Consider the following 20,109-nt stretch of genomic DNA (forward strand, 5'->3'; position numbering starts at 1 on the left):
ACCTACGAGGGAGCCCAGATGTCCCGCCTCCGGATCGGCACCGCCGCCCCGACCGTCCCCACCACCGACACCACCGGCGCGCCCCTCCCGCCCGTCCCCGCGGGCGGCGTCACCCACCTCCAGTTCCGCCGCTTCGCCGGCTGCCCGATCTGCAACCTGCACCTGCGCCAATTCGCCGTCCGCCACCGGGAGTTGCAGGAGGCCGGGATCCGGGAGGCGGCCGTCTTCCACTCCCCCGTCGAGGAACTCCGGCCGTACGCCGACGGCCTGCCGTTCGCCCTGGTCGCCGACCCCTCGCAGCGCCTGTACCGCATGTACGGCGTCGGGCGCGGCGCCCGCGCACTGCTCGACCCGCGGGTCTGGCCCGCCATCGCGCGCGCCGTGCTCGTCGGCATCCCGCTGGTCCTGCGCGGCCGCGAGCGGCTCCCCGCCGCCCGTCCGCTCGGCGGCCGGCTCGGGCTGCCCGCCGATTTCCTGCTCGCCCCCGACGGCCGGGTCCTGGCCGCCCACTACGGCACCCACGCGGCCAACCACTGGACGGTCGACCAGGTGCTCGCGCTGGCCGCGACGCACCGCGGAGCGCCGCTGCACCAGCCGAACTGAGAACACAGGATTGGACTCCGCCCGGCCGGGCACCCGCGAAGTGACTCCGTCGGACGGCTCCGACGGCGAGGAAGGGAGCCGGCGCCATGGACGAGATGCCGCAGGGCGGCGCGGGCGGCGTACCCACGCCCGAACAGGACCGCGAGGCGCTCCGCGAAGAGCGCCGGGCGAAGGCCCGCACCGACGCGCCCGAGGAGCAGCGCGAGGACCACCGCGCCGAGGGCCGTCCGCCGACCGTCGGGCACGATTGGCCGAGCGACCAGGCCGAACCCGTCGGCGTGCTGCACCGGCGGCCCCGCGAGAACTACCGCGCGGAGGGACGTCCGCCGACCGTCACGCACGACTGGCCGAGCGACCAGGCCGAACCCGCCGACAAGCACGGGAAGCGGCACAAAGGGGCCGCCGACCGCTGAAGCCCGGTCCCGGGCCAACCAGCCCGGTCCCGGGCCAACCGCAACGGGTGGGCCCGGGCGGTCTGCGTGAGCTGCCTGGCGGCGGCGCCGGCCGCACCGTGCGTACGGGTGGCGACCGCGATCGAGGTCGGCATGCCCTGGCACCACCTCTACCCCTGTTGACCCTGGGCTTTCCCTACCTTCGGTGATCGCCGAGTCGACGCCCCAACGGATGCCGGCGACGAGTACGCGGACCGGCCGGAACGAGTGCGCTGCGCGTACAAGCGGGGCGGACCCGGGTTCCTAACCTGGGGCTTACCCCCCTTCGACCACCGAGAGGCCGCCCTTCACCATGTCCCACTCGCAGTCCACCCCCAGCCCGTTCCTCGAGCCGCAGGCCCGGGACTTCGCCGAGGCCACCGCCAACCCGCCGTACCTGTTCGACCTGGGTCCGGAGGAGGGCCGCAAGGCCGTCGACGAGGTTCAGTCCGGTGAGGTCGAGCTGCCGGCGATCGACGAGGAGTGGATCACCGTTCCCGGCGGGCCGACCGGCTCGGTGCGGGCGCGGATCGTCCGCCCGGCCGGGTCCACCGGCACGCTGCCGGTGATCCTCTACATCCACGGCGCTGGCTGGGTGTTCGGCAACGCGCACACCCACGACCGCCTGGTGCGCGAACTGGCCGTCGGCGCGGGCGCGGCCGTCGTCTTCCCCGAGTACGACCTCTCCCCCGAGGCCCGCTACCCGGTCGCCATCGAGCAGAACTACGCCGTCGCCCGCTGGATCGTCGCCGAGGGCGCGGGCGAGGGCCTGGACGCCACCCGCCTCGCGGTGGCCGGCGACAGTGTCGGCGGCAACATGTCCGCCGCGCTGACCCTGATGGCCAAGGAGCGCGGCGACGTCCGCCTGGTGCAGCAGGTGCTGTTCTACCCGGTGACCGACGCGTCCTTCGACACCCCGTCGTACCACCAGTTCGCCACCGGCTACTTCCTGCGCCGCGACGCCATGCAGTGGTTCTGGGACCAGTACACGACCGACGAGCAGCAGCGCGCCGAGATCACCGCCTCCCCGCTGCGCGCCACCGTCGAGCAGCTCACCGGCCTGCCCCCGGCCCTGGTCATCACCGGCGAGGCCGACGTCCTGCGCGACGAGGGCGAGGCCTACGCGAACAAGCTGCGCCAGGCCGGCGTCCCCGTCACCGCCGTCCGCTACCAGGCCGTCATCCACGACTTCGTGATGCTCAACGCCCTGCGCGGGACCCATGCCGCGGAAGGCGCCATCAGCCAGGCCATCGCCATTCTGCGCACCGCCTTCGGCAACGCCTGAGCAACGCCTGAGCACTGCCTTCGGCACCGCCTGAGCACGCTCGACCCACTCGCCGAGCACGCTCAACCCACTTGCCGAGCCCGCTCGACGCACTCGCCGAGCCCGCTCAACCCACAAGCAGCGCCCGCAAGTTACCTCCGGTCTCACCTCGTAGATCCGGTCTCACCCCACCTTGACGATCCGGTGGCGCTCACTGTTCGCCACCGGACCAGGAGTTTCCCCATGCGCACCATCCCCTTCCGCATCAACCGCAAGGTCGCCGTCGTCGCGGCCGTCACCCTCGTCGCCGGCGCCACGATCGCCGCCAACGCCTCGGCCGCTCCGGCCAAGTCGCCCGCCAAGGCGTCCGGGCCGGTTCTGGAGAAGGACGCCCAGGCGTTCGCCGACGCGGCGGCGAACAACCCGCCGATCTACACGCTGTCCTACGAGGACGCCCGCAAGGCGCTCGACGGCGCGCAGAGCGGTCCCGTCGACAAGCTGCCGGCCGAGGTCAGCCACCGCACGCTCAAGGTGGGACCCACCGGTGAGGTGAACATCCGGATCGTCCGCCCCGCCGGCGTGACGGGCAAGCTCCCGGCCGTCATGTACTTCCACGGCGGCGGCTGGGTCCTCGGCAACGAGAACACCCACGACCGGCTGGTGCGGCAGATCGCCAACGGCGCCCAGGCCGCGGTCATCTTCGTCGACTACACGCCCGCGCCCGAGGCCCGCTACCCGATCGCCAACGAGCAGTCGTACGCGGCCACCAAGTGGGTCGCCGAGCACGGTGACGAGATCAACGTCGACGGCTCCCGGATCGCCGTCGCCGGCGACAGCGTCGGCGGCAACATGACGGCCGCCGTCACGCTCATGGCCAAGCAGCGCGGCGGCCCCGCCCTGCGCGAGCAGGTGCTGTTCTACCCCGTCACGGACGCCAACTTCGAAACCCCCTCCTACCGGGAGTTCGCCGACGGCCCCTGGCTGACCCGCAAGGCCATGAAGTGGTTCTGGGACGCCTACGCCCCGAACGCCAAGGACCGCGAGCAGATCACCGCCTCCCCGCTGCGCGCGAACCTCAACCAGCTCGCCGGGCTGCCCAAGGCCCTGGTCATCACCGACGAGGCCGACGTGCTGCGCGACGAGGGCGAGGCGTACGCCGCGAAGCTCCGCGCCGCAGGCAACGACACCACCTCCGTCCGCTACAACGGCATCATCCACGACTTCGCCATGCTCGACGCCCTCGCCAACACCAACGCCGCGAAGGCGGCCGTCGACCAGGCCAACCGCTTCCTCTACGCGGGCCTGCACAACGGGTCCTGACCCCTGCTCCAGGGCGGCCCGGCTCCCCCCGGGCCCCTGCTCCAGGGCGGCCCGGCTCCCCCCGGGGCCCCTGCTCCAGGGCGGCCCGGCTCCCCCCGGGCCGCCCTGGGATGCCCTGCACCCCCCAAGGCCGGACGCCGCGCACCGCGCAGCCCTTCCGGCCGACCTGTCCGGCTCAACCGGCCGCCCGCCGTCATCGGTGCGGCCGTTCAACCGCCGTCGCCACTCAGAACGGTCCGTAGCGCGGCACACCCGCGTCTTCCTGCCGGACCGTGTCACCGGCGACCGCTTACAAGGAGACCGTCATGTCCCGTTCCTCCCGCACCCGTTCAGCCGTCAAGGCCGCCACCACCGTGGCCGCCGCCACCGCCGTGGCCGGCTCCCTGCTGGCCGCCACCACGGTGACCAGCAGCGCCGCCCCGCAGAAGGACGTGACGAGCCAGGCCAAGCCCACCGTCGTGCTCGTCCACGGCGCGTTCGCCGACGCCTCCAGCTGGTCCGGCGTCGTCAAGCGTCTGAAGAACGACGGCTACCCGGTCATCGCCGCGGCCAACCCGCTGCGCGGCGTGACCAGCGACGCCGCCTACATCCGCAGCGTCCTGGACAGCGTGCACGGGCCCATCGTCCTGGTCGGCCACTCCTACGGCGGCTCGGTGATCACCCAGGCCGCCGCCGGCGACCCCGACGTGAAGGCGCTGGTCTACATCGCCGCGTTCATCCCGAACGTCGGCGAGAGCGCCAGCGACCTGGCCGCCAAGTACCCGGGCAGCACCCTGGGCGACGCCGTCAGCCCCACCTCCATCCCCATGCCCGACGGCAGCACCGGCACCGAACTGACCATCAAGCAGGAGCTGTTCCACCAGCAGTTCGCCGCCGACGTCCCCGCTCCCACCGCCGCGATCATGGCGGCCTCCCAGCGGCCGGTCACCACCCTCGCCCTGGACGAGAAGGCCTCGAAGGCGGCCTGGAAGGACATCCCCTCCTACGCCATGACCGTCGGCCAGGACCACAACATCCCGCCGAAGGCCGAGAAGTGGATGGCCGAGCGCGCCCACGCCTACACCGTCACCATCGACAAGGCCTCCCACGCGGTCGCCGTCTCCCACCCGGCCGAGGTCACCGACCTCATCGTCCGCGCGGCCCGCGACACCCGCTGAACCACCGGCCCACCGACAGCCCCACTGTCGCCGGCAGTGGGGCTCGTCAGCGACCCAGGCCCAACCGCGGCAGCCGTCCGGACGTGACCGCATGCGTGGCGAGGCCGAACACCAGGCCCCAGAACGCGGAGCCGATGCCGAACAGCGTCGTGCCGGAGGCGGCGGCGAGCAGCGTCACCACGGCGGCGTCGCGGCCGGGTTCGGGGGCGAGCGCGGCGGCGAGACTGTTCTGCAGCGAGGCGAGCAGCGCGACGCCGGCGATCACGGCGATCAACTCCCGTGGCAGGCCGGTGAACAGGCCGACCAGCACGCCACTGAAGCTCCCGACGAGCACGTACAGCGCACCGGACGACATGCCGGCGACGTAGCGGCGCCGCGGGTCGGGATGCGCCTCGGGACCGGAGCAGATCGCGGCGGTGATGGCGGCCAGGTTGACGCCGGGCGAGCCGAACGGCGCCAGCAGGACGGATGCCCCGCCGGTCACGCCGATCAGCAGACGGTCGTCCGGACGGTAGCCGAACGCTCGCATCACGCCCAGCCCGGGCGCGTTCTGCGAGGCGAGCGAGACGATGGTGAGCGGCAGCGCCAGGCCGACCAGCACGGGCCAGGAGAACGCGGGGGCGGTGAGCACCGGCACGGTCGGCCCACCCGAGCCGGGGTGCAGCCGCAGTCCGACCGTCAGCGCGGCCAGCACCCCGCCGACCACCAGGGCGATCACCACGGCGTACCGCGGAGCGAGCCGCTTCGCGAACAGGAACGCGACGAAGCTCCCGAGCACCAGCACAGGCGCACCGTGCACCGCCCCGAAGATCCCGGCGCCGAACGAGAACAGGATGCCGGCCAGCATCGCGTGCACGATCCCCTCGGGCACGGCGGCGATCAGGCGTCCGAACCAGCCGGTGACACCGAACAGCGTGACCGCGACGGCACTCACCAGGAACGCGCCGACCGCCTCCCGGTACGGGTAGTGGCCGAGACTCGTCACCAGCAGCGCCGCCCCGGGAGTCGACCACGCGGTCACCACCGGCGTCCGGGTCCACCAGCTGAGCGCGAACCCGCTGATCCCGCTGCCGATCGCCACCGCCCAGATCCACGACGCGGTGTGCGCGGCATCCAACCGCCCGGCCGCGGCGGCCGCCAGCACCACCACCAACGGCCCGGAGAACGACACCGCGACACACACCAGCCCGGCCAGCAACGCGGGCCCGGACACGTCCCGCCGCAGACTCCGCCGCCGCTCGCCCTCACCCGCACCGCTCTCCGGTCGGACCGTCAGATCGTCTGTCATTCCGGCAGTATCCCGATCCACCGGCCAGGGGCCGACAACGGGTCAGCTGCTCTGCGACTCCTGGCACCGCACCCCGTTCCACCTCGCCGCTCCGGCCCACCGCCGACACCAAAGACACTTCACGCCACGCCATCATCACCACCATATTTGCCTAAGTCACTTAGGAACCAGCATGATGCGCATAGGCGATCGAGGGAGAGGCTATGGCACCCAAGGCTGAAGCACCGAGCACCGAAGCACCGGACTGGATCACCACCCCCATCACCCCCCAACTCCTGCGCGGCCACCTCGACTTCGAGATCACCCCGCACGGCATGCTGCCGCACCGGCTGCCGAGCCGGGCGCGGCGGCAGGTGCCGGACCGGCAGTTGGCCGTCGCGGAGGCGCAGCCGTCGGGGGTGCGGGTGGTGTTCCGGACGGCGGCCACCCGGATCGAGCTGGACACGCTGCCGACCAGGCGCGCCTACCGGGGGTTCCCGCCGCCCGCCGCCGGGGTGTACGACCTGCTGATCGACGGGCGGCTGACCGCTCAGGCCACGGTCGCGGGCGGCAATCTGCGCACCGTCACGGATCTGCTGACGCAGGAAGCCGAACTCACCGAGGGCCCGATCGGCGCGGCCCGGTTCACGGGCCTGCCGGGGCGGGCGAAGGACGTGGAGATCTGGCTGCCGCACACCGAGGTCACCGAGCTGGTCGCACTGCGCACCGACGCGCCGGTCGAGCCGCTCCCGGAGCGTGGGCGCAAGATCTGGCTGCACCACGGCAGTTCGATCAGCCACGGCTCCAACGCGGCCCACCCGACCGGGACTTGGCCGGCGATCGCGGCGGCGCGCGGCGGCGTGGAGCTGGTCAACCTGGGGTTCGGGGGCAGCGCGCTGCTCGACCCGTTCACGGCCCGGGCGATCCGGGACGCGCGGGCCGACCTGATCAGCCTGAAGGTCGGCATCAACGTGGTGAACAGCGACGCGATGCGCCTGCGCGCGTTCGGCCCTGCGGTGCACGGCTTCCTGGACACGATCCGCGAAGGGCACCCGCACACCCCGCTGCTGCTGGTCTCCCCGCTACTGTGCCCGCTGCACGAGGACACCCCGGGCCCCTTGATGCCGGATTTCACCGCCGGAACGCTCCGCTTCCGCGCCACCGGCAACCCGGCCGAACGCGCCGCCGGCCGCCTGACACTGACCGTCATCCGCGAGGAACTGGCCCGGATCGTCGGCCTGCGCGCGCTCGACGACCCGCACCTGCACTACCTCGACGGCCGCCGGCTGTACGGCGAACACGAGTACGCCGAACTCCCGCTCCCCGACGGCCTCCACCCGGACGCGGCCGCCCACCGCCGAATCGGCGAACACTTCGCCCGCCACGCCTTCGGCCCCAATCGGCCCTTCAACACCACTGCCATTCACGCGACTTGACGCACCACCAGGAAGCAGCGGCCCGTCCAGGTCGCTCAGGGTCGCTGCGGCGTGATCAGCCCGGATTCGTAGGCGGCGATGACGGCCTGTGCCCGGTCGCGCACGTCGAGCTTGGCGAACAGGCCGGTGATGTGGTTCTTCACCGTGGACGGGCTGATCTCCATCGCGTCCGCGATCGCGTTGTTGTCCAGCCCGGTGGCCATCAGCCGCCAGACCTCGCGTTCGCGCGGCGTGATGTCGTCGGCCACCGAGGCGGCGGCGGCGGTCGGCGGGGCGGGCTGCGGGGACCGGACGTGGGTGGCGATCAGGCGGGTGAGCAGGCGGGGCGCCACCACGGCGTCGCCGGCGTGGACGGTGCGGATCGCGGTGGCGAGGTCCTCCGGGGAGACGTCCTTGGGCAGGAAGCCGTGGGCGCCGGCCCGCAGCGCGGCGACCACGTACTCGTCGAGGTCGAAGGTGGAGAGCGCGAGCACCCGGCACTCGGGGAGGAGGCCGGCGAGCTGTTCGGTGGCGGCGACGCCGTCGAGGACGGGCATCCGCAGGTCCATCACCACCACGTCGGGACGCAGGCGCTGGGCGAGGGCGACGGCCTGTTCGCCGTTCTCGGCCTCGCCGACCACCTCGAAGGACGGGTTCGGGGAGAGGATCAGCGTCAGTCCGCGACGGACCAGGGGCTGGTCGTCGGCGACCAGGACGCGGATCGCGGGGGCGTCGGCGTTCATGCGGGTACCTCTCCGTGCCGGGGTTCGGCCCCGGCGGTCTCGTCGGCGGTCAGGGGCAGTTCGGCCAGGACGGCGAAGCCGCCGCCGGGGTGCGGGCCGCAGCTGAGGCTGCCGCCGTGCAGGGCGACGCGCTCACGCATGCCGATCAGGCCGTGGCCGCCGCCCTCGCCACCCGCTCCCCCGCCGGCACCCACACCGTCGTCGCGCACCAGGACCACCACGGCGTCCGGGCGGTACGTCAGGCGGACGGTCGCGCGGGCCTGCGGGCCGGCGTACTTGCGGGTGTTGGTCAGGGCCTCCTGGACGATCCGGTAGACGGTCAGGCCGAGGCTCGGCGGCAGCGGGCGCGGGGCGCCGTGGACGGTCAGTTCGGTGGGCAGGCCGGCCAGGCGGGAGTCGTCCACGAGTCGTTCGAGGTCGTCGGTGCCGGGTTGCGGGGCGGGCGGCGCGGCGTCGGGTTCGTCGCCGGCCCGCAGGACGTCCAGCAGCTGGCGCATCTCGCGCAGCGCGAGCCGGCCGGAGGACTCCAGCGTGATCAGGGCGTCCCGGACCACCTCGGGGTCGGCGAGGTTGGCCCGGGCGCCGCCGGCCATCAGCTGCATGGTGGTGATGTGGTGGGCCACGATGTCGTGCAGCTCCCGGGCGATGCGCCGGCGTTCCTCGGCCACCGCCCGGTCGGCCAGCAGCCGGCGGTTGGCGGCCACCTCGCGCTGCCAGCGGGCGACCACCAGGGCCGCGCCCGCCACCAGCACGCAGGAGGCCGGTGCGGAGACCAGGGCATCCCAACTGGGCGCCCGGAAGTGGCTCTGGGTCAGCACCGTCATCAGCGAGGTGACGGCGACGGCCGCGGCGGTCACCCGGAGCCGGGCGTGGCGGGCGAGCGTGTACAGCGCCACTGTCAGGACGGCACCGAAGTGGATGCCGACCGGCTCGGCCAGGTTGGTGGCCGCCTGGAGCAGCAGCACGCCGGCGTACATCGGCACCGGGTGGGTGCGGCGCGCCAGCAGCGGCATCCCGGAACACAGGGCGAGCAGGAAGCCGGGCACGCCGACGCCGCCTACGGCTGCGGCGAACAGCAGGTAGCCGAGCACGTCCAGCAGGCTCGCGCCGACGGCCACCAGCGCATCGGTCTGGCTCCACGGCAGCCCCTCCGACCGACGACGCGACAGCGCGCCCGCCGTCCCCGAAGCTGCTGAGCCCGCCGTCCCCGAAGCTGCTGGGCCCGCCGTCTCCGGACCCACCGTCCCCGTCATGTCCCAACTCCCCGGTGCCCGGTCGGCCCCGGGTCGCTGATCTGCGCTGATGCCCCATTCTCGCACCGGCCGGACGGGCCGGACATGGGCCCCTGCGGCGGCTCTCGCTGGGAGCACGGTCCCAGGCGCTGCCGGGCGGCGGGAGCGCGGGCCCCGCCCCGGATCGTCCGCCGACCCGACGCCCGGGCCCGAATCGGCTGATGAGCTGTGATCAGGCCGGAAAGTCCCGGCGAAAACACCGACGTTCACACCCACCGATCTCCGATTTCAGGGGCGGCGTGCGCGTCCATCAACGGGAGGGTTTCGTGATCCGCGCACTGACCGGATTCGCCACCAGAAACGCCTGGAAGGTCATCGCCGTCTGGGCGGTGCTGGGGATCGCACTGACAGGTCTCGGCCCGATGCTGTTCGACAAGGTCACCCAGTCGCAGTCCGGCGATTTCCTGCCCCGCAGCTACGACTCGGCCGCCGCACTGCGGATCGCCGAGGACCACTTCGGGCTGGACCCGGCCGCCACCGTCGTCACCGTCCTGGTCGCCCGCACCGACGGCCGGGCGCTCACCGACGACGACCAGAAGCGGATCGAGGCCGAGGCGGACCGGCTCGGCAAGCACCGCGTCGTGATGCCGCGCAAGAAGGACGATCCGGCCTTCCTGGTGCCCGACCACTCGCAGACCCCGAAGGTCGCCCCGGCGATGCTCGCCCCCGACCGCAGCTTCGAACTGCTCGCCGTCGAACTGACCGGCGACTCCTCGAACGAGGGTGTGCAGAGCGTCTACCGGACCTTCCGCGACGATACTCGCGAGCGCTTCGCCGAGGCCGGCATGCGCACCGGCTTCACCGGCGGCCTGGCCGACTCGGCGGACTCCGCCGACAGGGACCGGACCGCCGCCGCGATCGGCAGCGCGCTGTTGGCCGGGCTGATCGTGCTGCTCAACGTACTGGTGTTCCGCAGCGTGCTGGCGGCCCTGCTGCCGCTGCTGGCGGTCGCGATCGTCGGCGGCGCGGCGAGCGGGGCGGTGGCCGGGGCGGCGGCGCTCACCGGGCTGAAGCTGTCCCCGTCCACGTCGAGTCTGATCACGGTGGTGCTGCTCGGCATCGGCGTCGACTACCTGCTGTTCCTGCTGTTCCGGTTCCGCGAGCAGCTGCGCGCCCGGCCCGAGCAGCCCGCCCGGGAGGCGGCGGCCGAGGTCGCGGGCCGGGTCGGCACGGCGATCACCTCCGCCGCGCTGACCATCGTGGCGGCGTTCGCCACTCTGGGTGTGGCGAGCTTCGGCGATTTCCGTTCGCTCGGTCCGGCCGTCGCGGTCGCCGTGCTGGTCATGCTGCTGGCCAGCCTCACCCTGATGCCCGCACTGCTCGCCGCCTGCGGCCGGGGGATGTTCTGGCCGTCCCGCGCACTGCGCCGCCCGGCCCGGGAGGGTTTCGCGGGCCGGTTCGGCGAGCTGGTCGCCCGGCGTCCGGCGGCCCTGCTGCTGGCGTCCGTCGCGCTGCTGGGCGCGCTGACCGCCGGCATGGTGGGCATCCGGATGAACTACAGCCCGCCCGCCTCCTCGGGCACCCCGGCGACCGCCACCGCTGCCGAGATCTCCCGGGCGCTGCCGGCGGGCGTCTCCGACCCGACCACGGTGTACGTCACGGCGAACAACGGCGGCCCCGTCGCGGTGGCTCAACTGGACGGTCTGGCCAAGGAGCTGGCCCGGGTGGACGGCATCGGCCAGGTCGGCCGGACGGCCCTCAGCCCCGACGGCCGGGCCGCCCGCATCGACCTCTACCCGACCGCCGACCCGCAGAGCCAGCAGGCCCGCGACCTGGTCTCCGGCCCCGTCCGCGCCGCCGTCGCCGCGCACACCCCCGCCGGAACGAGCGCCCACGTCGGCGGTACGGCGGCAATCTTCGCGGACATCTCCACCGCCATCGACCACGACCTGAAGCTGGTCTTCCCGGTCGCGGCGGCGCTCATCGCCGTCATCCTGCTGCTGCTCCTGCGCAGCCTGCTGGCCCCGCTGGCGCTGATGCTCGCCGTCGGCGCAGGCTTCACCGCCACGCTGGGCGCGTCCACCCTGGTCTTCCAGCACCTGCGGTCCGAACCCGGTGTCGCTTTCACCCTGCCGCTGGTGCTGTTCCTGTTCGTGGTGGCGCTCGGCACCGACTACAACATCCTGATCACCGACCGGATCCGCGAGGAGATGCGCCACCCCGGCCCCGCCCGCGCCGCCGTCGCCCGCGCCGTCCGCCACACCGCCCCCACCATCGCCACCGCCGGCCTGGTGCTGGCCGGTTCCTTCGCCACCCTCGCCGCGACCCCCGGCACCGAACAGATCGCCTTCGCCCTCACCCTCGGCATCCTGCTCTCCGCCGCCGTCCTCTCCCTGGTTCTCGTCCCCGCCCTCGCCGCCCTCCTCGGCCGCGCCCTCTGGTGGCCCCTGCGCCCCACCGCCCGCGCCACCCACTCCGCCCCGGAGCCCGTCAACTCCTTCGAGCGGAGCGCCAGTTGAACCACCCGGCAGCGGGCCGGGCGCTCACCGGTGCTTGACGATCACCGAGATTCCCCAGCCGATCGCCGCGAGCACCACCGCGAAGATCAGCCCGGCCAGTACGCGGCCGACCGCTCCGGCGGTCGGCCGCGCCGCCGTCACGGACGTGCCTGGCGGGTTGAGCAGGCGCAGCCCGATGGCGAACAGGGCGGGGAGGCCGGCGCCGGTGAGCAGGCCGACCACGACGATCCGCCAGAGCGCGTCCAGGTTGATCCAGGAGTTCACGGGCTCACCCGGTTGTTGGCCTTGACGGGCTGGGGCGTCACCGAGCCCGTCCACTCGGCGTTGACGTTGTCCGGCGTCACGGCCGCCCGGCGGGACGCGATGTAGAACGCCGTCGACGCCAGCACCAGCAGCACGAAGATCACCACCACGCCCGCCGTCCCGCCGATCCCGTCGGCGATCCAGTAGGCCACCGCGCCGGCCAGCGCGGCGGACGGCAGCGTGAGCAGCCAGGCGGTCACCATCCGGCGGGCGAGCTGCCAGCGCACCATCGCGCCGGTGCGGCCGACGCCTGAGCCCAGGATCGATCCGGTGGCGACGTGGGTGGTGGAGAGCGAGTAGCCGAAGTCGGTGGAGCAGAGGATCACGGCCGCCGAGGCCGATTCGGCGGCCATTCCCTGCGGCGATTCGATCTCCACCAGCCCCTTGCCGAGCGTCCGGATCACCCGCCAGCCGCCGATGTACGTGCCCAGCGCGATCGCCACCGCGCAGGACAGGATCACCCAGTCCGGCGCCTTCGACCCGGCGGGCAGCGTGCCGTTCGCGATCAGCGCCAGCGTGATCACGCCCATGGTCTTCTGCGCGTCGTTGGTGCCGTGGGCGAGCGAGACCATCGACGCCGAACCGATCTGGCCGTACCGGAACCCGCGCCCGCGCCTGTCCTCGGCGACGCCCCGGGTGAACCGGTAGACCAGCACGGTGCCGGTCGCGGCCACCGCCCCGGCGATGAACGGCGACAGCGCGGCGGGCACGATCACCTTGGAGACCAGGCCCTGCCACTTCACGGCCGAGGCCCCGGCCGCCGCCATCGTCGCCCCGATCACGCCGCCGATCAGCGCGTGCGAGGAACTGGACGGGATCCCGAGGTACCAGGTCGCCAGGTTCCACAGGATGCTGCCGGTCAGCCCGGCGCAGACCACGGTCAAGGTCACCACCCCGGTCTCCACCAGCCCGTTGGCGATGGTCGCCGCCACCGCGGTCGACAGGAACGCCCCGACCAGGTTCAGCAGCGCCGAGACAGCGACCGCCACTCGCGGTGGGAGGGCACCGGTGACGATCGAAGTCGCCATCGCATTGCCCGTGTCGTGAAACCCGTTGGTGAAATCGAACCCCAGCGCCGTGACCACCATCAACGCCAGGACCGCGTCGTTGCCGGTCACGGGCCCGAATCTACCGGGCATTCCCGATCCCGAATCGGCGTGGCACGCCGATCGGCTCAGTCCGCCTCCGCGACCCGCTCGGCACTGCTCCGCAGCACACAGAACTCATTGCCCTCGGGATCGGCCAGCACGGCCCACCCGGTGCCGTCGGGGTTGCGGCGGTCGGCGACGAAGGCCGCGCCGAGACCCAGCAGCCGCTCGACCTCCCCGTCGCGCGCGGTCTCGGGGCGCAGGCACAGGTGGACGCGGTTCTTGACCGTCTTGGGCTCGGGCACCTGGTTGAAGTACAGCACCAGCCCGCCACCGAGCGACACCTGCGTCTCCCGGTCCCCCGGCGCCGCGTCCGAATCGATCGGCCGGCCCGTCACCTCGGCCCAGAACCGGGCCAGTCCGTACGCGTCGGCGCAGTCGATCGCCACGTTCTGCACTACCGAAACCATGCGCGCGAGTCTCCCCGATCCGCCGACCGCACGCCAACTCCCGGACGCTTCAGGCCCGCAGCCGCACCAACTCGGCATCGAGGTCGAGCTGCGACGACTCGGCACCCGCCGGAATCAGCGCGAAGCAGTCGCCCAGGAAGCCGTCCACCACCTCGCCCGGAACCCTGATCACCGCCTCCCCGGCCTCGCCCCGCAACGTGACGTGCACAGCCCCGCCGGGCCCGGGCGCAACCGTCACGTCCCCCCGCCCGGCCCGGGCGTGCCGCCCCGCGTCCAGCAGGTCCCGGGCGAACCACCACTCAATGGGCTCGTCCTCGGCCCCCAGCGGCGGAAACATCAGGCACACGGCGTACGGCTCGTTGGCGTCGAACCGCAGCCACGCTTCGACGCCGGCCTCCGGGTGCGGACTGTCCGGCAACGTGACCCGGGTGGCCCGGGCGGCGGAGACTGTCATACGAGAAGCCCTCCTTCGGTGTCCCCCGGCGGCTACCCCGCCCCGCCCGCCCCAGCGCCTCGCACCCCGAACCTTCACAACCGCAGAGGCACCGCCGTCAGCCCGCGTGCTGCTCCAGGTAGTCCTCGTACACCGCGACCTTGTACCGCACAATGTCCACCGCCCGTTGCAGCTCGGCGAGTTGGTCGAGCACCCGGGCTTCGTGGGCGCGCGGCAGGGCGAGGCGGTCGGGTTCGGTGCCGGCGCCGGTGCGGGCGAGTTCGGTGTAGCGGCGGATGTCGGGGATGGGCATGGAGAGTTGATCTAGAGCCCACTCCAGCTCCTACAGTGACCACCGGCGCGCCGCACAACGAACGGCCAGACAAAGGGGATTGACCATGCGTTACCGGACTCTCGGCCTCACCGGCATCGAGGTGAGCGCACACTGCCTCGGCACCATGATGCTCGGGTCGGTCGGCAACCCGGACCACCAGGAGGGCATCCGGCTGGTGCACGCGGCGCTCGACGCCGGGATCAACTTCGTCGACACCGCGGACATGTATTCGGCGGGCGAGTCGGAAGAGATCGTCGGCAAGGCGCTGCAGGGGCGGCGTGAGGACGTGGTGCTGGCCACCAAGGTGCACTTCCCGATGGGCCAGGGGCCGAACCGGGGCGGGAACTCGCGGCGGTGGATCACGCAGGCGGTCGAGGACAGCCTGCGGCGGCTGCGCACCGACTGGATCGACCTGTACCAGGTGCACCGGCCGGACCACCGGACGGACGTCGAGGAGACCCTGTCGGTGCTGGGCGATCTGGTCCGGCAGGGCAAGATCCGGGCGTTCGGCTGCTCGACCTTCCCGGCCGAGCAGATCGTCGAGGCGCACTGGGTGGCGGAGCGCCGGGCGCTGCCGCGTTTCCGGACCGAGCAGCCGCCGTACTCGATCCTGGCGCGCGGCATCGAGTCCTCGGTGCTGCCGGTCGCGCAGCGCTACGGCATGGGGGTGATGACGTGGAGCCCACTGGCGTCGGGCTTCCTGACCGGCCGTCACCGCAAGGGCGGCACGATCGACCTGTCCTCGGGCCGGGCGGCACTGCACCCGCACCGCTTCGACCCGGCGCTGCCGGTGAACGCCCGCAAGCTCGAGGCGGTGGAGCAACTGGTCGAGCTCGCCGACGAGTTGGGCTGCACGCTGCCGGAGCTGGCGGTGGCGTTCCCGCTGGCGCACCCGGCGGTCACCTCGGTGATCATCGGTCCGCGCACGGTGGAGCAGCTGGAGGGGCTGCTGAAGGGCGCCTCGCTGATGCTGGACGACGCGGCGCTGGACCGGATCGACGGGATCGTCGCACCGGGCACCAACGTGTACCACCCGGACGGCGTCTGGACTCCCCCTGCGCTCGCCCCCGCCGCGCGCCGCCGCCCGGCCGCCGAGCGTGCGGCGGCGGAGGCGGCGGCGGCGGACCGCTGACGACCGCTCAGCGGGGCAGGTCGGCGTGCCGCCGCAGGAAGGCTTCGACGTCCGCCGGGTCCTCCAGCGGCAGCGGGTAGAGCAGCAGCCGGTCGACGCCGAGGTCGGCGTAGCGCCGCGCGTCGTCGGGGCTGGTCTCGACCGGGTCGATCTGCATGAAGTTGATCTCCAGCCGGCCGAGGTGCGCGGGCCGGGTCACCTCGGCCGCGGCCTTGCGCAGCCCGTCGAGGTGGCGGGCCAGGTCCTGCGGGCTGTGGCCGTTGCCGATCCAGCCGTGGCCCTTGGCCACGGCCCGGCGGAAGGCGGCGGGGCTGTGGCCGCCGATCATGATCCGCGGGCCGTCGGGCCGGACGGGGCGCGGGTGCGCGTCCACGTGGTCGAAGTCGGCGTACCGGCCGTGGAACTCCGGTTCGGGCGCGCTCCACAACTGGCGCATCGCGTCCAGGTATTCGTCGGTGCGCCCGCCGCGCTCGGCGAGCCGCACGCCGACGGCGGCCAGCTCCGGTTCCAGGTAGCCGGGCGCGACGCCGAGCAGCAGCCGGCCGCCGGAGAGCACGTCGAGGCTGGCGGCCTGCTTGGCCAGCACCACGGGGTTGCGCTGCGGCAGGATGAGGATTCCGGTGCCCAGTTCCATGCGTTCGGTCAGCGCCGCGACGAAGGACAGGTGCACCAGCGGGTCGAGGATCGGATCGGTGGGTGCCATCGGTGATTCCGGCACCCGGGGGCTGGGCAGTACCACGTGGTCGCCCACCCACCACGACCGGTAGCCCCACTCCTCGGCCCGGCGCGCCAGCCGCGCCGTGTCGGCCGGCCCCAGCGTCGCCTTGGCGCTCAGCCCGTACACACCCAGTTCCATGATCCCCACCTCAGTCGGTCCTGCCCCGGCCCGGGCTCCGGCCGCGAACCGGCCGGAGCCGTACCGGCCCCTGCTCGCCCACGTCCGAACAGGCGAGCGACCTCGATCATTCCCCGGGCCGTCCCCGGCCTGTCCCGGGAACACCCCCGGCGGCCGGTGGCGCCCGGTCAGTGCCGGACGACCGCCAGGCACGCCGTTGTGCAGAGCACGGTGGCCAGCAGGGCGGAGAGCAGGCAGCGGACCCGCAGGCGGTGGTAGCGGGCACCGTACTGCTCGCGGAGCCGTTCCCGGGTCTCCCGGAACTGTTCGAGCCCGCGCCGGGCGGCCTGGAGCTGGGTGTGCACGAAGTGGTGCTCCAGGTCGAGGCGTTGAGCGGCGGTCAGCCAGGGCAGCAGGTCGGCGAATTCCGCGGCGGCCCGCCGGGCCTGCCGGTTCTGGTCCTGCCAGTACAGGTAGCCCTCGAGTTGCCGCAGGCCGGTGTCGGCCTCGCCCGCGGCGCCGACGGAGGGGCCCCGGCCGGTGGGCGTCCGCTCGGTCATGACCGCTCGTCGTGCGTGATCACCCGGCCGCCCTGGTGTCCGGCGTCCTGGAGCTCGTCGGGGACGTCGGGGTGGTTCAGGTTGAACGTCGGGGATTCGGAACGGATCTTCGGCAGGGTGACGAAGTTGTGCCGCGGCGGCGGGCAGGAGGTCGCCCACTCCAGCGAGCGGCCCCAGCCCCACGCGTCGTCGACCGCGACCTTCTCGCCGTACTTGGAGGTCTTCCAGACGTTGTAGAGGAAGGGCAGCATCGACAGGCCGAGCAGGAAGGAGCCGATGGTGGAGATCGTGTTGAGGGTGGTGAAGCCGTCGGAGGCCAGGTAGTCGGCGTAGCGGCGGGGCATGCCTTCCGCGCCGAGCCAGTGCTGGACCAGGAAGGTGGTGTGGAAGCCCACGAACAGCGTCCAGAAGCAGATCCGGCCGAGTCGTTCGTCGAGCATCCGGCCGGTCATCTTGGGCCACCAGAAGTGGAAGCCGGCGAACATCGCGAAGACGACGGTGCCGAACACCACGTAGTGGAAGTGCGCGACGACGAAGTACGAGTCGGAGACGTGGAAGTCGATCGGCGGGGAGGCGAGCAGCACGCCGGTCAGGCCACCGAACAGGAAGGTCACTAGGAAGCCGAACGCCCACAGCATCGGTGTCTCGAAGCTCAGTGAGCCCTTCCACATGGTGCCGATCCAGTTGAAGAACTTCACCCCGGTCGGGATGGCGATCAGCAGCGTCATGAACGAGAAGAACGGCAGCAGCACTTGGCCGGTGACGAACATGTGGTGCGCCCAGACCGTGACGGACAGGCCGGAGATGGCGATGGTGGCGGCGATCAGGCCGGAGTAGCCGAACATCGGCTTGCGGGCGAAGACCGGGATGATCTCGGAGATGATGCCGAAGAACGGCAGCGCGATGATGTACACCTCGGGGTGGCCGAAGAACCAGAACAGGTGCTGCCACAGGATCGGGCCGCCGCTGGCCGGGTCGAAGACGTGGGCGCCGAACTTGCGGTCCGCCTCCAGGGCGAGCAGCGCGGCGGCCAGCAGGGGAAAGACCATGATGATCAGCACGGCGGTCAGCAGGGTGTTCCAGACGAAGATCGACATCCGGAACATGGTCATGCCCGGGGCGCGCATGCAGATGATCGTGGTGATGAAGTTGACCGAGCCGAGGATGGTGCCGAAGCCGGAGAACACCAGGCCCATGATCCACATGTCGCCGCCGATGCCCGGCGAGTGCACCGCGTCCGACAGCGGCGAGTAGGCGAACCAGCCGAAGTCCGCCGCGCCGTTGGGAGTGAGGAAGCCGCCCACCGCGATCAGCGAGCCGAACAGGTACAGCCAGTAGGCGAACATGTTCAGCCGTGGGAACGCGACGTCCGGAGCACCGATCTGCAACGGCATGATCCAGTTCGCGAAACCCGAGAACAGCGGGGTGGCGAACACCAGCAGCATCACCGTGCCGTGCATGGTGAACAGCTGGTTGAACTGCTCGTTGGAGACGATCTGCGTGCCCGGCCTGGCCAGTTCGGCGCGCATGATCAGCGCCATCACTCCGCCGATCAGGAAGAACGCGAACGACGTGATCAGATAAAGGCTGCCGATCGTCTTGTGGTCGGTGGTGGTGATCCAGCGGACCAGCACGCTCCCGGGTTTGCGCGCTGCGCCGCGCGTATCGGGTTCCGCCGTGGGCGACGGATTGCGGTCGGTCAGGACGGTCATGGCGGCTCCCTTGCCGAGACGGACCCCCCATCTCTATCAGTAATCACCCGAACCCGTACGGTTACGAAACGGCCTGTGGGCACACCTCGCCCCGCCTCCCGAGGACACGGAGGCGGGGCGCAAAAACGATGCAGCGTCAGAACACTCGTCAGAACGCTGAGGTGTACGCGGTGAAGAACGGTGCGGTGGTGGGCCCACCCCCAGGGGTGAAGCAGATCGGATACAGCTGGACGCTGCCGGAGCTGCGCGCCCAGGGCAGCGCGAGCTGACAGTACCCGGCGCCGCTGCCGAACGCGGTGACCTGGGCGTGGTCGGCGGGCACGGCGAGGCTCGGCAGGGTGGCGGTGCTGGGGATGCCGACGGCCAGCGTGTTGGTGCCACCGGCCGAGTTGAAGTTGGTGGCGGCCGGCACCGAGCCGTTGTACCAGAGGTAGCCGAAGTTCTTGGGCGGGATCGCGGGCCCGTGCACGGCGCGCCTGACCGAGTAGCTGAGCGTCCATTCGGTGTCGAAGAGCGCACCCGAGGCGTCGAAGCAGTTGACCACGAGGGTCTGGCCGCTGCTTGACGGCCCCCATTCGGTGACCTTGCAGCGGGCGCCCTGGCCGGGGTTAACGGCGGTGACCTCGACGTTGCCGAGGTAACCGGCGCCCCCGACGCCGGGCAGCCAGGCCTTCCAGATGCCGGTGGAGCCGTGGCTGGAGAGGTTGCTGCCGCCGGAGGAGTTGTACTGGTCGAGCAGCGTGCCGCCCGGGGTGGAGTCCAGGTAGGCGTAGCCGGCGCCCGGGAGGGGGGCGCCGCTGCTGGCGGTGTACAGCACGGTGAACTGCGAGTCGTCGGGCGCGCCGCCGGGCCGGTAGCAGCTCACGCCGACGTCGATTCCGCTTCCGGCGGCGGTCCAGCCTGCCGCCTGGCACCAGGTGCCGGCGCGGTTGACGGCGGTGACGTGGGCGACGCCGCCGGGCCCGGCGATCAGTGGGAAGTGCACCACGTAGCTGCCGGTGCCGAGCTGGTCGACCCTGACGGGGTTGGTCGCCGGGGACGGCCAACTGCCCCACTGGCGCGACGGGTCGGGGACGTAGCCGGGCGGCGGCGTCGGGTTGTCGAGGTAGGCGAAGCCCCAGCGGTCGGGGACGGCGGCGTGCGCGGGGCCCGCGGCGGGGACGGCGGCGGCGAGCAGCGCGGCCAGCAGGGCCAGGACCAGCAGGACGGCCCGGACGGGCCGGGCGGGCGGTGCGGCGGATCCGGTGTGCATGGGCGGTCAACCCCCAAGGTGGAGCGCCCCGTCCGAGAA

At 72.4% G+C, this 20,109-nt stretch carries 20 protein-coding genes; 8 read left to right on the forward strand and 12 right to left on the reverse strand.

What is annotated here, in order from left to right; translation table 11 throughout:
- The first annotated feature begins 18 nt into the window (after positions 1–18).
- The 5 genes from ACFYST_RS20380 to ACFYST_RS20400 all read left to right on the forward strand — a co-directional run bounded on the left by ACFYST_RS20380 (position 19) and on the right by ACFYST_RS20400 (position 4,775).
- Positions 19–603 (forward strand): peroxiredoxin-like family protein, encoded by a 585-nt coding sequence (locus ACFYST_RS20380; RefSeq protein ID WP_387864183.1) that lies wholly within the window; start codon positions 19–21, stop codon positions 601–603.
- Positions 604–689: 86 nt separating this feature from the next.
- Positions 690–1,016 (forward strand): hypothetical protein, encoded by a 327-nt coding sequence (locus ACFYST_RS20385; protein WP_387646892.1) that lies wholly within the window; start codon positions 690–692, stop codon positions 1,014–1,016.
- Positions 1,017–1,347: 331 nt separating this feature from the next.
- Positions 1,348–2,319 (forward strand): alpha/beta hydrolase, encoded by a 972-nt coding sequence (locus ACFYST_RS20390; protein ID WP_387864186.1) that lies wholly within the window; start codon positions 1,348–1,350, stop codon positions 2,317–2,319.
- A gap of 222 nt (positions 2,320–2,541) precedes the next feature.
- On the forward strand, positions 2,542–3,618 hold the full coding sequence (locus tag ACFYST_RS20395; RefSeq protein ID WP_387864189.1) for an alpha/beta hydrolase: 1,077 nt from the start codon (positions 2,542–2,544) through the stop codon (positions 3,616–3,618).
- Between the two features lie 305 nt (positions 3,619–3,923).
- On the forward strand, positions 3,924–4,775 hold the full coding sequence (locus ACFYST_RS20400; RefSeq protein ID WP_387646899.1) for an alpha/beta fold hydrolase: 852 nt from the start codon (positions 3,924–3,926) through the stop codon (positions 4,773–4,775).
- A gap of 46 nt (positions 4,776–4,821) precedes the next feature.
- On the opposite strand, the gene ACFYST_RS20405 is transcribed toward ACFYST_RS20400, so the two are convergent.
- Positions 4,822–6,063, reverse strand: coding sequence for a benzoate/H(+) symporter BenE family transporter (locus ACFYST_RS20405; RefSeq protein ID WP_387864191.1), 1,242 nt, complete (start codon positions 6,061–6,063; stop codon positions 4,822–4,824).
- Between the two features lie 203 nt (positions 6,064–6,266).
- Here ACFYST_RS20405 and ACFYST_RS20410 point away from each other — a divergent pair, with 203 nt between their 5' ends.
- Positions 6,267–7,478: a GDSL-type esterase/lipase family protein gene (locus ACFYST_RS20410; protein ID WP_387864193.1), complete on the forward strand. Its 1,212-nt coding sequence runs from the start codon at positions 6,267–6,269 to the stop codon at positions 7,476–7,478.
- A gap of 35 nt (positions 7,479–7,513) precedes the next feature.
- Here ACFYST_RS20410 and ACFYST_RS20415 read toward each other — a convergent pair whose 3' ends face one another.
- Both ACFYST_RS20415 and ACFYST_RS20420 read right to left on the reverse strand, forming a co-directional pair.
- On the reverse strand, positions 7,514–8,200 hold the full coding sequence (locus tag ACFYST_RS20415) for a response regulator (protein WP_387864196.1): 687 nt from the start codon (positions 8,198–8,200) through the stop codon (positions 7,514–7,516).
- A complete protein-coding gene (locus ACFYST_RS20420; RefSeq protein ID WP_387646908.1) occupies positions 8,197–9,453 on the reverse strand; it encodes a sensor histidine kinase in 1,257 nt (418 codons plus the stop codon). The genes ACFYST_RS20415 and ACFYST_RS20420 overlap by 4 nt, the downstream gene beginning before the upstream one ends.
- Positions 9,454–9,758: 305 nt before the next feature.
- Here ACFYST_RS20420 and ACFYST_RS20425 point away from each other — a divergent pair, with 305 nt between their 5' ends.
- Positions 9,759–11,951: an MMPL family transporter gene (locus ACFYST_RS20425; RefSeq protein ID WP_387864199.1), complete on the forward strand. Its 2,193-nt coding sequence runs from the start codon at positions 9,759–9,761 to the stop codon at positions 11,949–11,951.
- A 24-nt stretch (positions 11,952–11,975) separates the two neighbouring features.
- Here ACFYST_RS20425 and ACFYST_RS20430 read toward each other — a convergent pair whose 3' ends face one another.
- The 5 genes from ACFYST_RS20430 to ACFYST_RS20450 form a co-directional block, all read right to left on the reverse strand.
- Positions 11,976–12,215: a hypothetical protein gene (locus ACFYST_RS20430; protein WP_387864200.1), complete on the reverse strand. Its 240-nt coding sequence runs from the start codon at positions 12,213–12,215 to the stop codon at positions 11,976–11,978.
- A complete protein-coding gene (locus tag ACFYST_RS20435; RefSeq protein ID WP_387864203.1) occupies positions 12,212–13,372 on the reverse strand; it encodes an anion permease in 1,161 nt (386 codons plus the stop codon). Before ACFYST_RS20435 ends, ACFYST_RS20430 begins: the two co-directional genes overlap by 4 nt.
- A 56-nt stretch (positions 13,373–13,428) precedes the next feature.
- Positions 13,429–13,812 carry a VOC family protein gene (locus ACFYST_RS20440; protein ID WP_387646918.1) on the reverse strand — a complete coding sequence of 128 codons (384 nt, stop codon included), beginning with the start codon at positions 13,810–13,812 and terminating at the stop codon, positions 13,429–13,431.
- 49 nt (positions 13,813–13,861) lie between these two features.
- Complete coding sequence (locus tag ACFYST_RS20445) at positions 13,862–14,266, reverse strand: SsgA family sporulation/cell division regulator (RefSeq protein WP_387864205.1); 405 nt, start codon at positions 14,264–14,266, stop codon at positions 13,862–13,864.
- 97 nt (positions 14,267–14,363) lie between these two features.
- Positions 14,364–14,558: a hypothetical protein gene (locus ACFYST_RS20450; RefSeq protein WP_387864207.1), complete on the reverse strand. Its 195-nt coding sequence runs from the start codon at positions 14,556–14,558 to the stop codon at positions 14,364–14,366.
- Between the two features lie 85 nt (positions 14,559–14,643).
- Between ACFYST_RS20450 and ACFYST_RS20455 the strand changes: the two genes are divergently transcribed.
- Positions 14,644–15,711 carry an aldo/keto reductase gene (locus tag ACFYST_RS20455; RefSeq protein ID WP_387864209.1) on the forward strand — a complete coding sequence of 356 codons (1,068 nt, stop codon included), beginning with the start codon at positions 14,644–14,646 and terminating at the stop codon, positions 15,709–15,711.
- A gap of 7 nt (positions 15,712–15,718) precedes the next feature.
- Here the strand turns inward: ACFYST_RS20455 and ACFYST_RS20460 are convergent, their stop codons facing one another.
- From ACFYST_RS20460 to ACFYST_RS20475, 4 genes are all read right to left on the reverse strand, one after another.
- A complete protein-coding gene (locus ACFYST_RS20460) occupies positions 15,719–16,567 on the reverse strand; it encodes an LLM class F420-dependent oxidoreductase (RefSeq protein WP_387864211.1) in 849 nt (282 codons plus the stop codon).
- Positions 16,568–16,734: 167 nt separating this feature from the next.
- Complete coding sequence (locus ACFYST_RS20465; RefSeq protein ID WP_387864213.1) at positions 16,735–17,106, reverse strand: hypothetical protein; 372 nt, start codon at positions 17,104–17,106, stop codon at positions 16,735–16,737.
- Positions 17,103–18,818, reverse strand: coding sequence for a cytochrome c oxidase subunit I (gene ctaD, locus ACFYST_RS20470; protein WP_387864214.1), 1,716 nt, complete (start codon positions 18,816–18,818; stop codon positions 17,103–17,105). Before ctaD ends, ACFYST_RS20465 begins: the two co-directional genes overlap by 4 nt.
- Positions 18,819–18,966: 148 nt before the next feature.
- Positions 18,967–20,070: a hypothetical protein gene (locus ACFYST_RS20475; protein WP_387864216.1), complete on the reverse strand. Its 1,104-nt coding sequence runs from the start codon at positions 20,068–20,070 to the stop codon at positions 18,967–18,969.
- Positions 20,071–20,109: the final 39 nt, after the last annotated feature.

This window comes from Kitasatospora sp. NPDC004614 (assembly GCF_042873675.1).
GTDB lineage: Bacteria > Actinomycetota > Actinomycetes > Streptomycetales > Streptomycetaceae > Kitasatospora.